Genomic DNA, 16017 nt, shown 5'->3' on the forward strand with positions numbered 1-16017 from the left:
GCCAGAGCGGGCCGGCGTGATGGACCAGGGCGGGCCGGCGTGATGGGCCAGGGCGGGGCCGCGTCAGGGGGTGGCGGACTTGGTGGATTTGGCGAGAGTTGTGTACTCGTCGTGCGTCAACCCGTGCACCGCCAGCGTCAGGTCGTTGCGCTTGGCGAAGCGGTCGAGGTCGGCCGCCGGCCACGGGCCGGGCAGGTGGTGGAGGGCCTTGCCGAGGCTGTCCAGGATGAACAGACCGGTCAGGTCCTCGTGGCGGTAGAGGAGCAGGCCGGCGGCCAGGCCGGGCGCGCGGCCCCGGCGCATGGTGGCGAGGGTCTGCACGCCGCCGACGACCTCCAGGGTGCTGGGCTGCCGGCCCACCAGGTACGGCCCCGACGGCGGGCCGACGATCGAGCCCTGCCCCACCCGCCAGCGGTGCAGCCGCCCGGTGATGGGACGCATCACCAGGAGGAGCGGGCTGAAGAAGGCGAGGAACAGCCACTTCACCTCCAGCAGATCGACGAGGATCCGGCCCAGGGTGGCCACGCCGCGCCAGGCGAACCACATCCCGTTGACGGCCAGGATCGTCATCACGGCCAGGCCGGCCACTCCCGCGCCGGCGACCGCGATCTTGTGCACCTTCGTGAAGCGGCGGCGGCGGGGCAGGCCGGATAAGCGCCGCCAGCCGGGGGCGCGGGCGGCGAGGTTCGCGCCGATCCGGGCGGGGGTCTGGTAGCGGGTCTCCGACACCGGGATCCCGGCCTGCGCGGCGAGGTCCTTTACGCTGGGCATGTGCCAGCCGCCGGGCAGGTCGAGCAGGACGAGGCCGTCGGCGTCGAGGGCGGCGACGCCGTACAGATCCTCGGAGCCGGGGCGCTCGTGGCGGTAGAGGTAGAGGGAGGCGGGCTTGACCTGCGCCGTCTCGCCGGACGTGCGGTCGGTGACCGTCAGGATGCCCGCGTCGGCGGTCATCGCGAGTTGGGGACGCTTGCTTCTGGCCGTCGCGCCCGTCGCCGGGACGAGTTCACTCACCCCGCCGCCACCCCCTGAGCCGTCGCGTCCTGAGCCACTCACCCCGCCGCCACCCGCTGAGCCGTCGGGTTCACGCATCCCGCCGCCGCCTCCTGACCCTTCGCGTTCGTGCAAGCGCCACCGACCCCGTGCGCCGGGCGGCTCCACCGCCCCGTCCCCGCTCGTTCGTGTTCTCCTACAGGATGGCTCTTTCCCGGCGGCTTCGCGGCGGTGTTTCAGAGCAGGACCTTCACCACTCCGGTCAGGGCGAGCTGTCCCAGTGCCAGCGGCACCAGCACCACCCACGCGAGCTTCTGCAGCTGGTCCTCGCGCAGCCGCGGATACGTCACCCGCAGCCAGATCACCACGAACGCCAGCGCGAACACCTTCAGCAACGTCCACAGCCACCCCGGCAGGAACGGCCCGTGCCAGCCGCCCAGGAACAGCACGGCGGTCAGGAAGGACAGCACGACGATCCCGGCGTACTCGGCGAGCATGAACAGCGCGAAGCGCATGCCGGTGTACTCGGTCATCGGCCCCATGATGATCTCGGACTCGGCGATCGGCATGTCGAACGGCGGCCGCCGCAGCTCGGCCAGCCCGGCCACGAAGAACACCACGCCCCCGACCGCCTGCCACGGCAGCCACCACCACTGCCACGCCTCGACGATGCCGGGGATCGACAGCGTGCCGGCGGCCATCGCGACCGAGGAGGCGGCGAGGACCAGCGGCAGCTCGTACGACATGAGCTGGGCCGCCGCGCGCATGCCGCCGAGCACGGAGTACTTGTTCGCCGACGCCCAGCCCGCCATGATCGCGCCCAGCACGCCCACGCCCATGACCGCCAGCACGAAGAACAGCCCGAGGTCGAGGTCCACGGCCACGAAGTCGCGGTCGAAGGGGATGACGACGAGCACGACCAGGTACGGCACCAGCGCCACCCCGGGCGCGATCATGAAGATGCGGCGGTCGGCCGCGGCCGGGATGACGTCCTCCTTCTGGGCGAACTTCACCCCGTCGGCGATGAGCTGCGCCCACCCGTGGAAGCCGCCCGCGTACATGGGGCCGAGGCGCGACTGCATGTGGGCCATGACCTTGTGCTCGGTCTGCCCCACGATGAGCGGCAGCACCAGGAACACGACGATGATGACGGCGAAGCTCAGCACCACGTGCAGCATCGGGCGGCTCCCAGCGGGGGTCAGGTGGGCGGCGTGCCCCAATCGGCGGGCACGCCCGGCGGCAGGGTCTTGCGGCGGCTCGGCGCGCCGTGTCCGGACTCCCCCGGCTCCTTCGCGCCGGGCCACGCCTTGGCGACGCGGGCGGCGAGGACGAAGTCCTTGCGCAGCGGATGGCCCTCGAAGCCGTCCGGCAGGAGCAGCGGCACGAGGTTGGGGTGGCCCTCGAAGACGACGCCGAACATCTCGTACGTCTCCCGCTCGTGCCAGTCGGCCCCCCGGTAGACGCCGACGGCGCTCGGCAGGCGCGGCTCGGCGCGCGGAACGCGGGTGCGCAGCAGCAGACGCTCGCGGCCGGCCGGGTTGTAGACGTGGGCGACGATCACGAAGGCGTCGGGCGGCTCGTCGACGCCGGTCAGCCAGTCGAAGAAGACGTGGCCGAGGTCGTCACGGGCGAAGGTGAGCAGCTCGATCCAGTCGGCGGGCGCCACGTCGACGGTGGTCTCGCCGTAGGACTCGGTGATGGCCGCCCGGTCGCCGAAGTGGCGGGCGAGCAGGTCGGTCACGCCTCCTCCCCGTGCGACCTGGACCACACGTAGCGGTCGCTCAGCCGTTCGCCGGCGATCTTCTCCTGCAGCTTCATGATGCCGTGGAGCAGGGCCTCGGGGCGGGGCGGGCAGCCGGGGACGTAGACGTCGACGGGGATGATCTGGTCGACGCCGTTCGTCACGCAGTAGGAGTCCCAGTAGGGCCCGCCGGAGTTGGAGCAGGCGCCGAACGAGATGACGTACTTGGGGTCGGGCATCTGCTCGTAGAGGCGCTTGACGGCGGGCGCCATCTTGTCGGTGACCGTGCCCGAGACGATCATGAGGTCGGCCTGGCGCGGCCCGTTGGCGAACGGGATGACCCCGAACCTGATGAAGTCGTGCCGGCTCATGGAGGTGGCGATGAACTCGATGGCGCAGCAGGCCAGCCCGAAGTTGAACACCCACAGGGAGTAGCGGCGGCCCCAGTTGAGCACGAAGCGCATCGGCTTGGGCGCCAGCCGCGAGACCGGGCCCACGGTGGGCATCGGGAGATCCGTCGCTGCCATGTCTTCCATTCTCGCGCTTGTCGGGCGCGCCGCAAAGGCGACCCCGGGACTTCAGGACACCCACCATCGGCGCGTTCCAGCTCGAGGCCGAGCTGAAGAAGATCCGCCGCTACGAGCTGATCATCGTCGATGACCCAGGAGCGTCGTGGGCACGCGGACCTTGATGAGCCTGGCCACGGCGGCGCACTGGGCGGCGGACTCCCTGGCGGCGAGTGCGGGGCGGGCCTGAGCCGTGGCCGTTCATCGACGAGATGCGAACGCTGCGAGGATGAGAGCCGATCGCTCTCGTGGGAAGGCGGAAGACAGTGTTGCCTGAACTCCATCCGGGAAACGCCGGCGCCCTGCTCTTCGACTGGGACGGAACGCTGGTGGACACCCAGCGGGCGAACTATCTCGCGATGGCCGGAGCACTCGCGGAGGAGGGCGTGCGACTGGACCAGGAGTGGTTCGACGCGCGCACCGGCCTGTCCTCCGCCGAGATGGTCCGTCTGCTGGCACGCGAGGGCGGCCTTCGGCTCCGGCGGTCCGTGGAGGAGATCGTGGCGGACCGCGACGAACGGTTCCTGCGCACGGCGCACGAGATCCGCGTCCACCCGGAGGTCGAGGCCGTGGTCTCCTCCTTCCACGGCAGACTGCCCATGGCGGTCGCCTCCGGGGGTGCCCGGAAGGTGATCGAGACGACGCTCCGTCACCTGCCGATCCGCCACCGGTTCGCCACTCTCGTCACCCGCGACGACGTCGAACGGGGCAAGCCCGCGCCGGACATCTTCCTGCGCGCGGCGAAGCTGCTGGGCGTCCCTCCACATCGCTGCACCGTGTACGAGGACAGTGACGAAGGCATCGCCGCCGCTCACGCTGCGGACATGGCGGTCATCGACGTCCGGCCGCTCACCCGCCGGCCGGCCGGCTCGAGCGTCTGAGCCCGCCCAGCACACAAACCGCCCTCTCAGGTCCAGGTGAGGACGCGTTTGCGCCAGGCGTAGACGATGCCGAGCGCGATGAAGCCGAGGAAGACGAACATCTCGGCGAGCGTCGTGAGTCCGTAGCCGGGCGCGTCGAAGATCGTGGCCCAGGGGAAGAGGAAGACGGCGTCCACGGCGAAGACGACGTAGAGGTAGGTGAAGACGTAGTAGCGGACCTGCGACTGCGCCCAGCCCTCGCCGACGGGGTCGACCCCGCACTCGTACGTGGTCAGCTTGTCGGGCGTGGGACGGGTCGGGCGGAGCAGGCGGTTGGCCGTGAGGGCCCCCGCCACGATGGCGACGCCGATGGCGAACAGCGCGGCGACCAGCACGTACGACCCGAAATAGCCGTCCATGACGCGATCGTAGCCCGCCACGTCCGCGGAACCCAGGGCCCCGGCCCCCGAAGGTGAGCTAAACCCAAGCTCCGTCAAAGTCCCTGCCACATCCCTACAAATCGGCACGAAGGGCATGATCAGCACCATAATGTGACATTCATGCACAACAAGCGATTCGTCTTCGGAGTCGCTCTGCTGACCCTCTCGACCGGCGGGTGCGGCCTCGCCGCCGCCGCCGGCCCCGAGCAGAACGTCATGGTCCCTGCAGAGCCGACGATGATCGACTTCGTCGACCCGGCGGGCGTCTCCGGCCTGTCCGCCGAGACGGTCACCGAGGGCCACGCCGCCCACGGATCGCGCTACGTGCACATCACCTACCCCTCGCTGGCCGGCGCGCCCGCGCTCGTCACGGCGCTGCGCGAGCAGGCGCGACGGCAGCTCCGCGACTTCCGTACGCGGACCGGCGACGAGATCTCCGACCCGCGGCCCGAGCTGAACGTCGAATGGCAGCTCGCCGCCGCCTCCCCCGACGCGGTCGGGGTGCGGCTGCGCACCGGCGAGTTCACGGGCGCGCGCTGGGAGAACTCCACCCGCACGCTCTGGTACGACCCCCGCTCCGGCACGACCACCGGCTCCACCGGCCTGCTCGCCGGCGACGACGCCAGGCGGCGGCTGGTGACGCTGGTCAAGGAGCAGCTCAAGGACCGGGGCGCGCAGGTCGAGCGGGACGCCGTCACGGCCGACGACGACCAGTTCGACTCGATGGCCTTCAACCGCGCCGGGGACCTGGTGGTCGAGTTCGACGACTGCCAGCTCACGCCGTGCCGGCTCGGGCGGCTCGCGGTGGCCGTGCCCGCGGAAAAGGCGGCCCCGCTGCTGTCGGAGCTCGGCCACCGGGCCCAGCAGGCCACCCTCGACGGCACCGCCCACAGCGGCCGCGCCACCGGCACCGCACCCCGATCCGCCGACACGCCCACCGACCCGTCCGCAGGCACACACCGCGACACACACCGCACCCCGCAGAACGACACACCAGGCGCGCCCGGCGAGCCGCAGAACGACACGCCAGGGGCGCCCGGCGAGCCGCAGAACGACACGCCAGGGGCGCCCGGCGACACCCCCGGCGCGCCGCAGAACGACATGCCCGGCGGCCCGTTCGCCGCGCCCCCGCGCTCCCCCGCCGCCGTCAGCAACCGCGCCGGCACCGTGAACTGCGCCGCCACCAAGTGCGTGGCCCTGACCTTCGACGACGGCCCCAGCCCTCACACCGCCGAGCTCCTGGACATCCTGAAGCGCGAGAACGCCCGCGCGACCTTCTTCGTCGTCGGCGCCAACGCGGCCGCCCAGCCGGACCTGCTGCGCCGGATGAGCGACGAGGGCCACCTGGTCGGCAACCACAGCTGGTCGCACACGGACCTGTCGAAGCCGGGCACCGCCAAGATCGCCGACTCGCTGGAGCGCACCCGCGACGCGGTGGCCGCGGCCATCGGCCAGGCCCCGACGCTGGTCCGACCGCCGTACGGGGCCGTGAGCGGGATGCTGCGCAACGTGGCGCGGGACCAGGGCTTCCCGCTGGTGACCTGGGACGTGGACGCCTCCGACCAGCAGGGCGGCGCGACCCGCGACATCGTGGACAGAAGCGTGCACGACGCGCATCCAGGTGCGATCATCTTGTTGCACGACATCCACCGGGAGTCCGTGGCCGCGGTCCCGGACATCCTCAAGCGGTTGCGCGGGAAGGGTTACACCTTCGTCACCGTTCCAGAGTTGTACGGACCTGCCGGCATGCAGGCCGGACGCCTGTACAGGTCAGGGAGTGAGCCGTCCCGCAAGCAGCCCCTGACGTAGCCCATGGGTCGGAGGGACGTATAGTTGGCGCTCGTGACCCGTACCGTCCTGTTCGCCCGCCTGCATGTCGATCTCTGCAGGCTCGCGTCCGGGCTGTGTCGTCGTCGTTCTCCGATCTCACCCTGACTTCCCACCGCGTTTACCCGCGTTCGGCGGCTTGCAAACGCGTGACCCTTCCGAGGATCTAGCATGGAAACAGAGAACGCGCCCAATGCAACCGCGCCCCGGCGCGTCGAGGAGGACTGAGCGGCTGTGGCAAAGCAGGTCCAGCAACTCGACCGCGTGATCATCCGGTTCGCCGGCGACTCCGGCGACGGCATGCAGCTCACCGGCGACCGATTCACGGCGGGCACGGCGGAGTTCGGCAACGACTTGTCGACGCTGCCCAACTTCCCGGCCGAGATCCGCGCCCCTCAGGGCACCCTTCCCGGCGTGTCGAGCTTCCAGCTCCACTTCGCCGACCACGACATCCTCACGCCGGGCGACGCGCCCAACGTGCTGGTCGCGATGAACCCGGCGGCGCTCAAGGCCAACCTCGGCGACCTGCCCAGGGGCAGCGACATCATCGCCAACACCGACGAGTTCACCAAGCGCAACCTCCAGAAGGTCGGCTACGCCACCAACCCGCTGGAGGACGACTCGCTGGCCGAGTGGCGGGTGCACGCGGTCCCGCTGACCTCGCTCACGGTCAAGGCCCTCGAAGGCTTCGACCTGTCCAAGAAGGACGCCGAGCGCTCCAAGAACATGTTCGCCCTCGGCCTGCTGAGCTGGCTCTACCACCGGCCGACCGAGCACACGATCAAGTTCCTGGAGAACAAGTTCGCCAAGAAGCCCGAGATCGCCAAGGCCAACATCGCGGCCTTCCAGGCGGGCTGGAACTACGGCGAGACCACCGAGTCGTTCTCGGTCTCCTACGAGGTCAAGCCGGCCCGCCTCGCGCCCGGCGTCTACCGCAACATCTCCGGCAACCAGGCGCTCGCCTACGGCCTGATCGCCGCGAGCGTGCAGGCGAAGCTGCCGCTGTTCCTGGGCTCCTACCCGATCACACCGGCCTCCGACATCCTGCACGAGCTGTCCAAGCACAAGCGGTTCGGCATCCGCACCTTCCAGGCGGAGGACGAGATCGCCGGCGTCGGCGCGGCGCTCGGGGCCGCGTTCGGCGGCGCGCTCGGCGTGACCACCACCTCCGGCCCCGGTGTGGCGCTGAAGGCCGAGACGGTCGGCCTCGCGGTCACCACCGAGCTGCCGCTGATCATCGTGGACGTGCAGCGGGCCGGGCCGAGCACCGGCATGCCGACCAAGACCGAGCAGACCGACCTGCTGATGGCGTTGTTCGGCCGCAACGGCGAGTCGCCGGTGCCGGTCGTGGCGCCGATGTCGCCGAGCGACTGCTTCGACGCCGCCATCGAGGCGGCCAGGATCGCGGTGAAGTACCGCACCCCGGTCATGCTGCTCTCCGACGGCTACCTCGCCAACGGCTCCGAGCCGTGGCGGCTGCCGGAGGTGTCCGACCTGCCGGACATCTCCCAGGAGTTCACCACCGCCCCCAACGGCGAGGACGGCACGTTCCTGCCGTTCAAGCGGGACACCGAGACCCTGGCCCGGCCGTGGGCGATCCCCGGCACCGCCGGGCTGGAGCACCGGATCGGCGGCATCGAGAAGGCCGACGGCACCGGCAACATCTCCTACGACCCCGACAACCACGACCTGATGGTCCGCACCCGGGCCGCCAAGATCGCCGGCATCGACGTTCCCGACCTGGTCGTGGACGACCCCGACGGCGACGCGAAGGTGCTGGTCGTCGGGTGGGGCTCGACCTACGGGCCGATCGCCGCGGCCGTGCGCCGCATCAGGGCGGGCGGCGGCAAGGTCGCCCAGGTCCATCTGCGCCACCTCAACCCCCTGCCGGCCAACACCGGCGAGGTGCTCAAGAGCTACGACAAGGTGCTGCTGCCCGAGATCAACCTGGGCCAGCTCGCGCTGCTGCTGCGCGCGCGCTACCTCGTCGACGTCATCAGCTACAACCGTGTGCGCGGGCTCCCGTTCAAGGCCGAGGAGCTGGCCGGAGTCATCCAGGACGTGATCGACAGTGACTGAGCTCGTCAACGGCAGGGGCCTCAGCCTGGTCCCGAAGACCGACGCCAAGCAGAGCCTGAAGGACTTCAAGTCCGACCAGGAGGTGCGCTGGTGCCCCGGCTGCGGTGACTACGCGATCCTCGCGGCCGTCCAGTCCTTCCTGCCCGAGCTGGGGCTCAAGCGGGAGAACATCGCCTTCATCTCCGGCATCGGCTGCTCCTCCCGCTTCCCCTACTACCTCAACACCTACGGCTTCCACTCGATCCACGGCCGTGCCCCCGCCATCGCCACCGGTCTGGCGGCCTCCCGCCCCGACCTCAGCGTCTGGGTCGTCACCGGCGACGGCGACGCCCTGTCCATCGGCGGCAACCACCTCATCCACGCGCTGCGCCGCAACGTCAACCTCAACATCCTGCTGTTCAACAACCGGATCTACGGGCTGACCAAGGGCCAGTACTCCCCCACCAGCGAAGTCGGCAAGATCACCAAGTCGACGCCGATGGGCTCGCTCGACAAGCCGTTCAACCCGATCTCGCTGGCCATCGGCGCCGAGGCCTCGTTCGTCGCCCGGACCATCGACTCCGACCGCAAGCACCTGCAGTCGGTGCTGCGGGAGGCCACCGCCCACCGCGGCACCTCCCTGGTCGAGATCTACCAGAACTGCAACATCTTCAACGACAACGCCTTCGAGCCGCTCAAGGACCCGGGCCTGCGTGACGACATCACGCTGCGCCTGGAGCACGGGCAGCCGATCGCCAGCGCCACCAAGGCCGTGGTCCGCGGCGCGAACGGCGGCATCGAGGTCGTGCCCCGCGCGAGCGTGACCGAGGACCAGATCCTCGTGCACGACGTGCACAACCCCGACCCCAGCCTCGCCTTCGCCCTGTCCCGCCTGGACGAGCCCGCCTTCGAGCACGTCCCGATCGGCATCTTCCGCAGCGTCGACCGGCCCTCCTACGAGACGCTGATGGCCGAGCAGCTCGACGAGGCGGCCGAGCGGCAAGGCCCCGGCGACCTGAGCGAGCTGCTGCTGGGCGGCGACACCTGGCGCATCAACTAGATGATTGATGCCAAGGGGTCTGGCTACGGTTAGTGGTCGTAGGCGATCAGAGACCGCTTGATCGGCTGGCCGGTCTCGTCGTTGTGCCAGATCACGCTGGTCAGCGCGAGGATGCGGGTCAGTACGCGGATGATGACGCCAGCGTGGGTGCGGCCGCCGTGGCGTTCCAGGTCCAGCTGGCTCTTAAGGGTCTGGTTGATCGACTCGATGGTCTGGCGCAGTGGCTTGAACAGTGCTGCGCCGGGCCGCTCGGGTTCGCTCTGACGGGCCGGGCGCAGCAGCTGCAGCTCACGCTCGGTGAGCTCGGCTTCGAAGACGCGGCCGTAGTAATGCCGATCAGCGATGATCGTCTGTTCCGGATGAGCGGCCAGGACGTCGGGTGCGGCCTGCAGCATGCCGAGCAGTACCTCGCGCTCATCGGCCTTGGCGCCGCTGAGGGCGTACAGCACCGGCAGTCCGCCCAGCGTGCACAGCAGGTGCAGCCGAAGCCCCCAGAAGTAGCGGGAGTGGGAGGCACAGTAGCCGTACTCCGCCCACCCTGCCAGCGCCGAACGCCGCGCCGTCTCCCGCGAGCGGCCGCATTCGATCGGCGTGGAGTCGGCTACCCAGACGTCGTCACTCCACAGCGAGGTGTCGGCGGCCAGTATCCGGATCATGTGCCTGACCAGGCCGCAGGCGTTGCGCAGCCGCCGGTTGTAGCCCGGCTGGCCAGGCAGATGCGGGAACATCGCGCTCAACTCGGTGCGAGCGTGCCGCAGCCAGCGGCGCTCGGAGGTGAAGCCCAGCAGCGCCGACAGCACCGCCAGGGTCACCAGCTCGGCGTCGCTGAGCGTCGGCGCGATGCCGACCTTCGGCCGCCACGGAGCCAGCTGTGGCTGGGCCTTCAACACATCATCGATCCGCACGTACAGTGCGGTTGCGAGGGTGTCTAACTCTTTCGTCACACATCGAGCTTGGGCACCCTCGCCCTATCTCCGCAGCTACGCCTTGGCATCAATCATCTAGCTGGTCGACAACTCAGATCCGCGACAGCACCCTGTCGCTGACGAAGCAGAGCATGCCGAATTCGCGCGCCCGCCGGCGCGCGAAGTCGCACAGCTCGTCGTTGTCGGCGTAGTCGAGTGCGTAGAGGTCCACGTCGAGGCCGAGCAGCCGCTCGGCCACGGAGGCGTGGACCTCCAGCACGTCGTCCGGCCAGGGCGCGTAGTTGCCGGCGTCCACCCAGCGCGCCGAGAACGACTCGAACAGCACGCCGTCCACCAGGTCGGCGAGCTGCGGCAGCAGCCCGAAGCCCCGGTTGGCCAGCAGATACTCCGGCTGCGTCTCCTCGCGGATGGCGGCGATGAGGTAGAGCAGGTGCGGCAGGTCCTCGGGGTAGGTCTGCTCGATGTTGAGCGTGTCGAGGAACAGCCCGCGAAAGCCCTTCCCGATCGCCGTACGGGCCTGCTCCACCACGTGCGCCACCCAGCGGGGGTCGCCGGTGTGGACGAATGCGCCGCCCCAGTCGGGGTTGTGCTCGGCGCGGTGCCACGGCGCGGGCGGCCCGGCGTCCTCGGTCAGCGACAGGTAGCCGAGGGTCTGCGTGCCGCGCCCGCGCAGCAGGTCCAGCTCCTCCGGGCGGTAGAAGTCCGCCTGGAGCACGACCTTGTCGAAGCCGGACAGCCGCTCCAGCTCCCCCGCCCCGTAGTAGAACGCGATGGGCTGCGTCATCCGGTCCACGACTCCCGGTACCAGGCGTAGGTCCGGCGGACGCCGTCCTCCAGGGCGACGCGCGGCTCGTACCCGGTCAGCTCGCGCAGCAGCGTGAGGTCGGGGCAGCGGCGCGCGACCGAGCCGGGGGGCGCGGGCACGTGCCGGATCTCCGGGTTCGTGCCCGCGATCCGCAGGACGAGCTTGGCCAGGTCGCCGATGTTGGTCTCGGCGTCGTTGCCGATGTGCACGATCCGGCCCGCCGCCCGCGGCTCGTTCATGAGCCTCACGACCGCCTCGACGGCGTCGTCCACGTGGCAGAAGGCGCGGCTCTGGTCGGCGCCGTAGAGGGTGAAGGGGTCCTCGCCGCGTTCGGCCCGCAGGGACAGCTCGGGGATGACGTGGTCGGCGCCCATGCGGGGGCCGTAGATGTTGTGGAAGCGGCCGATGACCGCCTCGAACCCCTTGGCCCGCGCCGTGTGCAGCACCGCGGCCTCGCCGAGCAGCTTGCTGATCGCGTACGTGTGCCGCGCCGACCCCACGTCCTCGATGACGAGGGGGACGTCCTCGGCGGTCGGCACGGCGGCCAGCCCGGTGCTGACCGCCCCGGCGTACGCCTCGCTGGTGGAGGCGAAGAACAGCCGCCCGCGCCCCGGCCCCATCCAGTCCAGCAGGTGCATCAGGGACAGCGTGTTGACCCGGAGCACCCGGGCCGGGCCGGACTCGACGTTGCGCACCCCGACCACGGCGGCCAGCATGAACACCTGGTCCCAGCCGGGTTCGAGGGCGTCGTACGCGGCCGGGTCGGTGAGGTCGGCCGAGCGCACCTCGACGGCCAGCCCGGCGAGCGCGTCGTCGCGCCGCCCCCGCGAGAAGTCGTCCACGACGGTCACCTCGTGCCCGTCGGCGAGCAGCCGGCGGGCCAGGTGCAGCCCGATGAAGCCGGCCCCGCCCAGCAGCAGCGCCCTCATGCCCGCTCCTCCGCCAGGTAGCCGATGCCGGCGTAGCGGACGCCGTGCCGGATGATCGCCGCCTCGTCCAGGATGCGCCAGGAGTCGAACACCACCCGCACCCCGGAGGTGGCCAGCCGTGACTCGACCTCCAGCCCCCGGTAGTCGGGATGGTCGTTGATGACGAGGACGGCGTGGGCGTCGGCGAACGCCTTGTCCAGGCTGACGGGCTCGCCGCCGTACTCGCGGATGACGTCGTCGGGGACGAGCGGGTCGTGGCCGAGCACGGTCAGGCCGACGGCGCGGAAGAGCGGCATCATCTCGGCGATGGGGGTGCCGCGCATGTCGTCGGTGGCCGGCCAGCCCTTGTACGCCCAGCCCAGCACCGACAGCCTGACGCCCTCGGTGCGTCCGGCGCTCTCGCGGATCAGCTCGACCATCCGCTCGGCGACGTGCGCGGGCAGCCGCTCGTTGAGCGCCCGCGCCCGGTCCACCAGGTACGGCGGCCGCCGCGTGCTCGCGATCATCAGGTACGGGTCCTTCGACAGGCAGCCGCCGCCGACGTACCCGGGCCTGGCCAGGTCGGGCCGGGGATAGTCGAGGTTGGCGGCCCTGATGACCTCCAGCGGGTCGAGGCCGTGCTGCTCGGCGATGAGCGCCAGCTCGTTGCCGAAGGCGTAGATCAGGTCGGTGTGGCAGTTGTTGGACAGCTTGACCATCTCGGCGGTCTCCAGGCCGGACACCGGCACGACCTGCTCGGCGAGGCCGGCGAAGAGCGCGACGCCCGCCTCCAGGCTCTCCTCGTCGAGCCCGCCGACGACCTGGGGCAGCTCGACCAGCTCGCGCAGCGCCTGGCCCTGGATGGTGCGCTCGGGCGCCATGACGAGCCGGACGTCGTCGCCCCAGCGGGCGGTGAGCGCGGGCAGCACGACGGAGCGGGAGGTGCCGATCGGGACGGTGCTGCGGACCACGACGAGCGTGCCCGGCCGGCAGGTGGCGGCCACGTGCTCGGCGGCGGCGGCCAGGTTGCGCAGGTCGGGCCGGCCGGTCGCGAGGTCCACGGGCGTGGAGACGGACAGGATCGCGGCGTCGAGCGGCGTGTCGGGCAGCCGGTCGGCGACGGTGATGCCGCTGCCGAGGTGCTCGGCGAACGCCTCCTGCACGCCGGGTTCGTACACGTGGATCCGGCCGTTGGACAGCGCCTCGACGACGCGCGGGTTCGCGTCCACGCCGTGCACGACGAACCCCTTGCGGGCCAGGGCGGCGGTCAGCGTCAGGCCCACATAGCCCATGCCGATCACGCCGACGGTCTTCGGCATCTCAAGCTCCTTCTTTCGCAGCGGTGCAGAGGGGACTGACGCGGTCGAGTTCGACCACGGTGACGTTGCCCGCGATGCCGTGGCGGCGGTAGCGGGCGCAGGCCGCGGCCACGTCGGCCGGGCGGGTGGCGTAGTCCGTGGCGAGCACGGCCTTGCCGAGCTTGCGCAGGGCGAGCGCGTGCGCCAGGTTCTCGGCGCACCAGCCGGTGTCGCACGGGCGGCCGGTGGCGCGGAAGAACAGCTCCTCCATGCCGATGCCGTCGATCGCCTCGACGTAGCCCGGCTGGAGGCGCAGCTCGGGCGAGTTCTGCGGGACGATGAGGAAGCCGGGGCGCACCTTCTTGGCGTACCTGCTGATCCTGACGATCAGCTCGTTCATGCGGCGGGCGAGGCTCGCGCGGGTCTCGCCGGGCACGCGGTCGAGGTGGATCTCCTCGTACGCGAGCGGCGTGTCGAGGTAGACCCCGTCGAACCCGGCCCGCAGCGCCTGGTCGACGCGCGGCCGCAGCACGAGGTCCCACCAGCGGGAGTCCCAGTAGCGGACGAAGTGCTCCTCCGGCCAGTCGAGCCAGCGGTTGAGCCGCAGGTCGGCGGGCAGGGTGCGGGCCTCGGTGCGGAACCGCTCGATGCTGCCGATCTCGAAGTAGGCGAGGACGGTCTTGCCGGTGTCCCGGACCTTGGCGACCTCCTTCGCGGAGAAGTAGCCGGCCGTGGTGCCGTCGCGGGACAGGTCCACGATGGCGAGCTGGTGCGGGGCGCGGGCGACCGTGTCGAGCCGGCCGCCCGGGTAGTTCTGCAGGACGTAGGTGAAGGAGCGCACCTCGGTCAGCGGGACGCGGGGCGCGCAGGACGTGAGCGCGGCCGGCAGCCCGGCCAGCAGCACGGCCGTCCAGAGCCGCCTCACGCGCTCTCCTCCGCCGTCATGGCCTTGATCGAGTCGGTCAGCGGGACGCCGGCCCGCCAGCCGAGCACGCGCAGCGCCCGCCCGGTGTCGGCCTGGCTCCAGCTCGTGTCGGAGCGGCCGGACTCGGGGGCGCTCTCCCGGATCTCGCCGGCGAAGCCGCTCGCCGCGGCGAGCAGCCTGACCGCCTGCCGGACGGGCACGGGCCGGCCGCTGCCGACGTTGATCACCCGTTCGGCGGGGTCGTCGGCGAAGGCGGCGGCGACCACCGCCGCGGCGACGTCGCGCACGTCCACGAAGTCGCGAGTGGCGTCGAGCGGGCCCAGCTCGATGTCGCCGGTCGCGGCCCTGATCAGGTCGCGGACCCGGCCGAGCACGTTGGCGGCCGACACCCCGGGGCCGACCGGGTTGAACACGCGCAGGGACATCGCGTCCACCTCGCGGGCCCGTTCGACCAGCAGGGTGCCGGCCAGGTGGCTGATGCCGTACGCGCCGGTGGGGCGGGCAGGGTCGTCCTCCCGCTGGGCGGTGCCGGGGAGGGCGGGGCCGTACTCGGCGGCCGAGCCGAGCCGGACCAGCCGGGCGCGCGGCGCGGCGGCGGCCAGCGCCTCCAGCAGCACGGCGGTGACCCCGGCGTTGCCGCGGACCAGCTCGTCGTAGCGGCCGGACATCCGGCCGACGCAGTTGAGCACGACCGACGGGCGGCTCTCGCCCAGCAGGTCGGCCACGTCGGCGGGGGCGGCGGCCAGCAGGTCGAGCTCGGCCCGGCGCGGGCGGATCAGCCGGGACACCCGGGGATCGCCCGCCAGCAGCTCGGCCACCGGGCGGCCCAGGAAGCCGGTGGACCCGAAGACGACGACAGTGCTCATCGAACCCTTTCCCGATCCGTCGGCAGCAGCAGCGAGCGGATCTCCTCGAACCGGGCGTTGGCCTCGTCGTAGTCGTCGGGCCGGCCGATGTCGAGCCAGTAGCCGTCGAACTCGAAGCAACCCGGCGGCCGGTCGTGGGCGAGCAGGTCGAGCACCAGCTCGTCGAAGCCGAACGGCATGCCGTCCGGGTAGTGGGCGATGGTCTCGCGCGACAGCGCGTAGACGCCCATGCTGACGAGGTAGCTGAGCAGCGGCTTCTCCCGGAAGCCGGTGATCTGGCCGCCGCTCGTCTCCAGCACCCCGAAGTCGATCTTCACGACCCGCGGGGAGGTCGCCACGGTCAGCGGCGCGCCGGCCTCGACGTGCCTGGCCAGCAGCTCGGCGTAGTTGAGCGTGGTGAGGACGTCGCCGTTCATCACCAGGAAGTGCTCGGGCAGCCGGTCCCTGATCGGGAAGAGCGGCCCGATCGTGGACAGCGGGGTGACCTCCTCGGTGTAGTCCACCTCCAGCCCCCAGCGGGAGCCGTCGCCCACGAACGCGCGGATGAGCGGGCTGAGGTGGCCGACCGCGAGCGTGGCGCGGGTGAAGCCCTGACTGGTGAGCTGCCGGAGGATGATGTCGAGGATCGCGTACTCCTCCCCGATGGGCACCAGGGGCTTGGGCAGCGCCGAGGTGTACGGCCGCAGCCGCACTCCTTTGCCGCCTGCGAGGATGACGACGTGCATGGGAAGCCTCCCGGTCGATGGT

General features: G+C 71.1%; 17 protein-coding genes. 5 read left to right on the forward strand and 12 right to left on the reverse strand.

Annotation, left to right across the window (positions count from 1 at the left end; all coding sequences use genetic code 11):
- Positions 1-63: 63 nt before the first annotated feature.
- The 4 genes from ABD292_RS16740 to ABD292_RS16755 form a co-directional block, all read right to left on the reverse strand.
- Positions 64-1011: a hypothetical protein gene (locus ABD292_RS16740; RefSeq protein ID WP_344208171.1), complete on the reverse strand. Its 948-nt coding sequence runs from the start codon at positions 1009-1011 to the stop codon at positions 64-66.
- 215 nt (positions 1012-1226) lie between these two features.
- Positions 1227-2168 carry an NADH-quinone oxidoreductase subunit NuoH gene (gene nuoH / locus ABD292_RS16745; protein WP_329586622.1) on the reverse strand — a complete coding sequence of 314 codons (942 nt, stop codon included), beginning with the start codon at positions 2166-2168 and terminating at the stop codon, positions 1227-1229.
- A 20-nt stretch (positions 2169-2188) separates the two neighbouring features.
- Complete coding sequence (locus tag ABD292_RS16750; RefSeq protein WP_344208172.1) at positions 2189-2731, reverse strand: NADH-quinone oxidoreductase subunit C; 543 nt, start codon at positions 2729-2731, stop codon at positions 2189-2191.
- Positions 2728-3258 carry an NADH-quinone oxidoreductase subunit B gene (locus tag ABD292_RS16755; protein WP_091079859.1) on the reverse strand — a complete coding sequence of 177 codons (531 nt, stop codon included), beginning with the start codon at positions 3256-3258 and terminating at the stop codon, positions 2728-2730. The genes ABD292_RS16750 and ABD292_RS16755 overlap by 4 nt, the downstream gene beginning before the upstream one ends.
- A 305-nt stretch (positions 3259-3563) precedes the next feature.
- On the opposite strand from ABD292_RS16755, the gene ABD292_RS16760 reads away from it, so the two are divergent.
- On the forward strand, positions 3564-4178 hold the full coding sequence (locus tag ABD292_RS16760) for an HAD family hydrolase (protein ID WP_344208173.1): 615 nt from the start codon (positions 3564-3566) through the stop codon (positions 4176-4178).
- 26 nt (positions 4179-4204) lie between these two features.
- Here ABD292_RS16760 and ABD292_RS16765 read toward each other — a convergent pair whose 3' ends face one another.
- Complete coding sequence (locus ABD292_RS16765) at positions 4205-4576, reverse strand: NADH-quinone oxidoreductase subunit A (RefSeq protein ID WP_344208174.1); 372 nt, start codon at positions 4574-4576, stop codon at positions 4205-4207.
- A 141-nt stretch (positions 4577-4717) separates the two neighbouring features.
- Between ABD292_RS16765 and ABD292_RS16770 the strand changes: the two genes are divergently transcribed.
- The 4 genes from ABD292_RS16770 to ABD292_RS16780 all read left to right on the forward strand — a co-directional run bounded on the left by ABD292_RS16770 (position 4718) and on the right by ABD292_RS16780 (position 9542).
- Positions 4718-6406 carry a polysaccharide deacetylase family protein gene (locus ABD292_RS16770; RefSeq protein ID WP_344208175.1) on the forward strand — a complete coding sequence of 563 codons (1689 nt, stop codon included), beginning with the start codon at positions 4718-4720 and terminating at the stop codon, positions 6404-6406.
- Positions 6407-6439: 33 nt separating this feature from the next.
- Entirely contained in the window at positions 6440-6532 is a 93-nt protein-coding gene (locus ABD292_RS48985; RefSeq protein ID WP_350778063.1) for a putative leader peptide, read from the forward strand.
- A gap of 126 nt (positions 6533-6658) precedes the next feature.
- Positions 6659-8503, forward strand: a complete 1845-nt coding sequence (locus ABD292_RS16775; protein ID WP_344208176.1) for a 2-oxoacid:acceptor oxidoreductase subunit alpha — start codon at positions 6659-6661, stop codon at positions 8501-8503.
- Positions 8496-9542: a 2-oxoacid:ferredoxin oxidoreductase subunit beta gene (locus ABD292_RS16780; protein WP_344208177.1), complete on the forward strand. Its 1047-nt coding sequence runs from the start codon at positions 8496-8498 to the stop codon at positions 9540-9542. The genes ABD292_RS16775 and ABD292_RS16780 overlap by 8 nt, the downstream gene beginning before the upstream one ends.
- A 29-nt stretch (positions 9543-9571) precedes the next feature.
- On the opposite strand, the gene ABD292_RS16785 is transcribed toward ABD292_RS16780, so the two are convergent.
- The 7 genes from ABD292_RS16785 to ABD292_RS16815 form a co-directional block, all read right to left on the reverse strand.
- Entirely contained in the window at positions 9572-10486 is a 915-nt protein-coding gene (locus ABD292_RS16785) for an IS982 family transposase (RefSeq protein WP_344208178.1), read from the reverse strand.
- Positions 10487-10559: 73 nt separating this feature from the next.
- Positions 10560-11252 carry a hypothetical protein gene (locus tag ABD292_RS16790; protein WP_344208179.1) on the reverse strand — a complete coding sequence of 231 codons (693 nt, stop codon included), beginning with the start codon at positions 11250-11252 and terminating at the stop codon, positions 10560-10562.
- Complete coding sequence (locus ABD292_RS16795) at positions 11249-12202, reverse strand: NAD-dependent epimerase/dehydratase family protein (protein WP_344208180.1); 954 nt, start codon at positions 12200-12202, stop codon at positions 11249-11251. The genes ABD292_RS16790 and ABD292_RS16795 overlap by 4 nt, the downstream gene beginning before the upstream one ends.
- Positions 12199-13500: a nucleotide sugar dehydrogenase gene (locus ABD292_RS16800; protein WP_344208181.1), complete on the reverse strand. Its 1302-nt coding sequence runs from the start codon at positions 13498-13500 to the stop codon at positions 12199-12201. The genes ABD292_RS16795 and ABD292_RS16800 overlap by 4 nt, the downstream gene beginning before the upstream one ends.
- 1 nt (position 13501) lies before the next feature.
- Entirely contained in the window at positions 13502-14404 is a 903-nt protein-coding gene (locus ABD292_RS16805; protein ID WP_344208182.1) for a glycoside hydrolase family 191 protein, read from the reverse strand.
- The gene (locus ABD292_RS16810) at positions 14401-15270 is read right to left on the reverse strand and encodes an NAD-dependent epimerase/dehydratase family protein (protein WP_344208183.1); all 870 of its coding nucleotides are present in this window, start codon (positions 15268-15270) and stop codon (positions 14401-14403) included. Before ABD292_RS16810 ends, ABD292_RS16805 begins: the two co-directional genes overlap by 4 nt.
- On the reverse strand, positions 15267-15995 hold the full coding sequence (locus ABD292_RS16815) for a sugar phosphate nucleotidyltransferase (RefSeq protein ID WP_344208184.1): 729 nt from the start codon (positions 15993-15995) through the stop codon (positions 15267-15269). The genes ABD292_RS16810 and ABD292_RS16815 overlap by 4 nt, the downstream gene beginning before the upstream one ends.
- Between the last annotated feature and the right edge of the window lie 22 nt (positions 15996-16017).

The sequence above is a fragment of the Nonomuraea bangladeshensis genome (genome assembly GCF_039529455.1).
GTDB lineage: Bacteria > Actinomycetota > Actinomycetes > Streptosporangiales > Streptosporangiaceae > Nonomuraea > Nonomuraea bangladeshensis.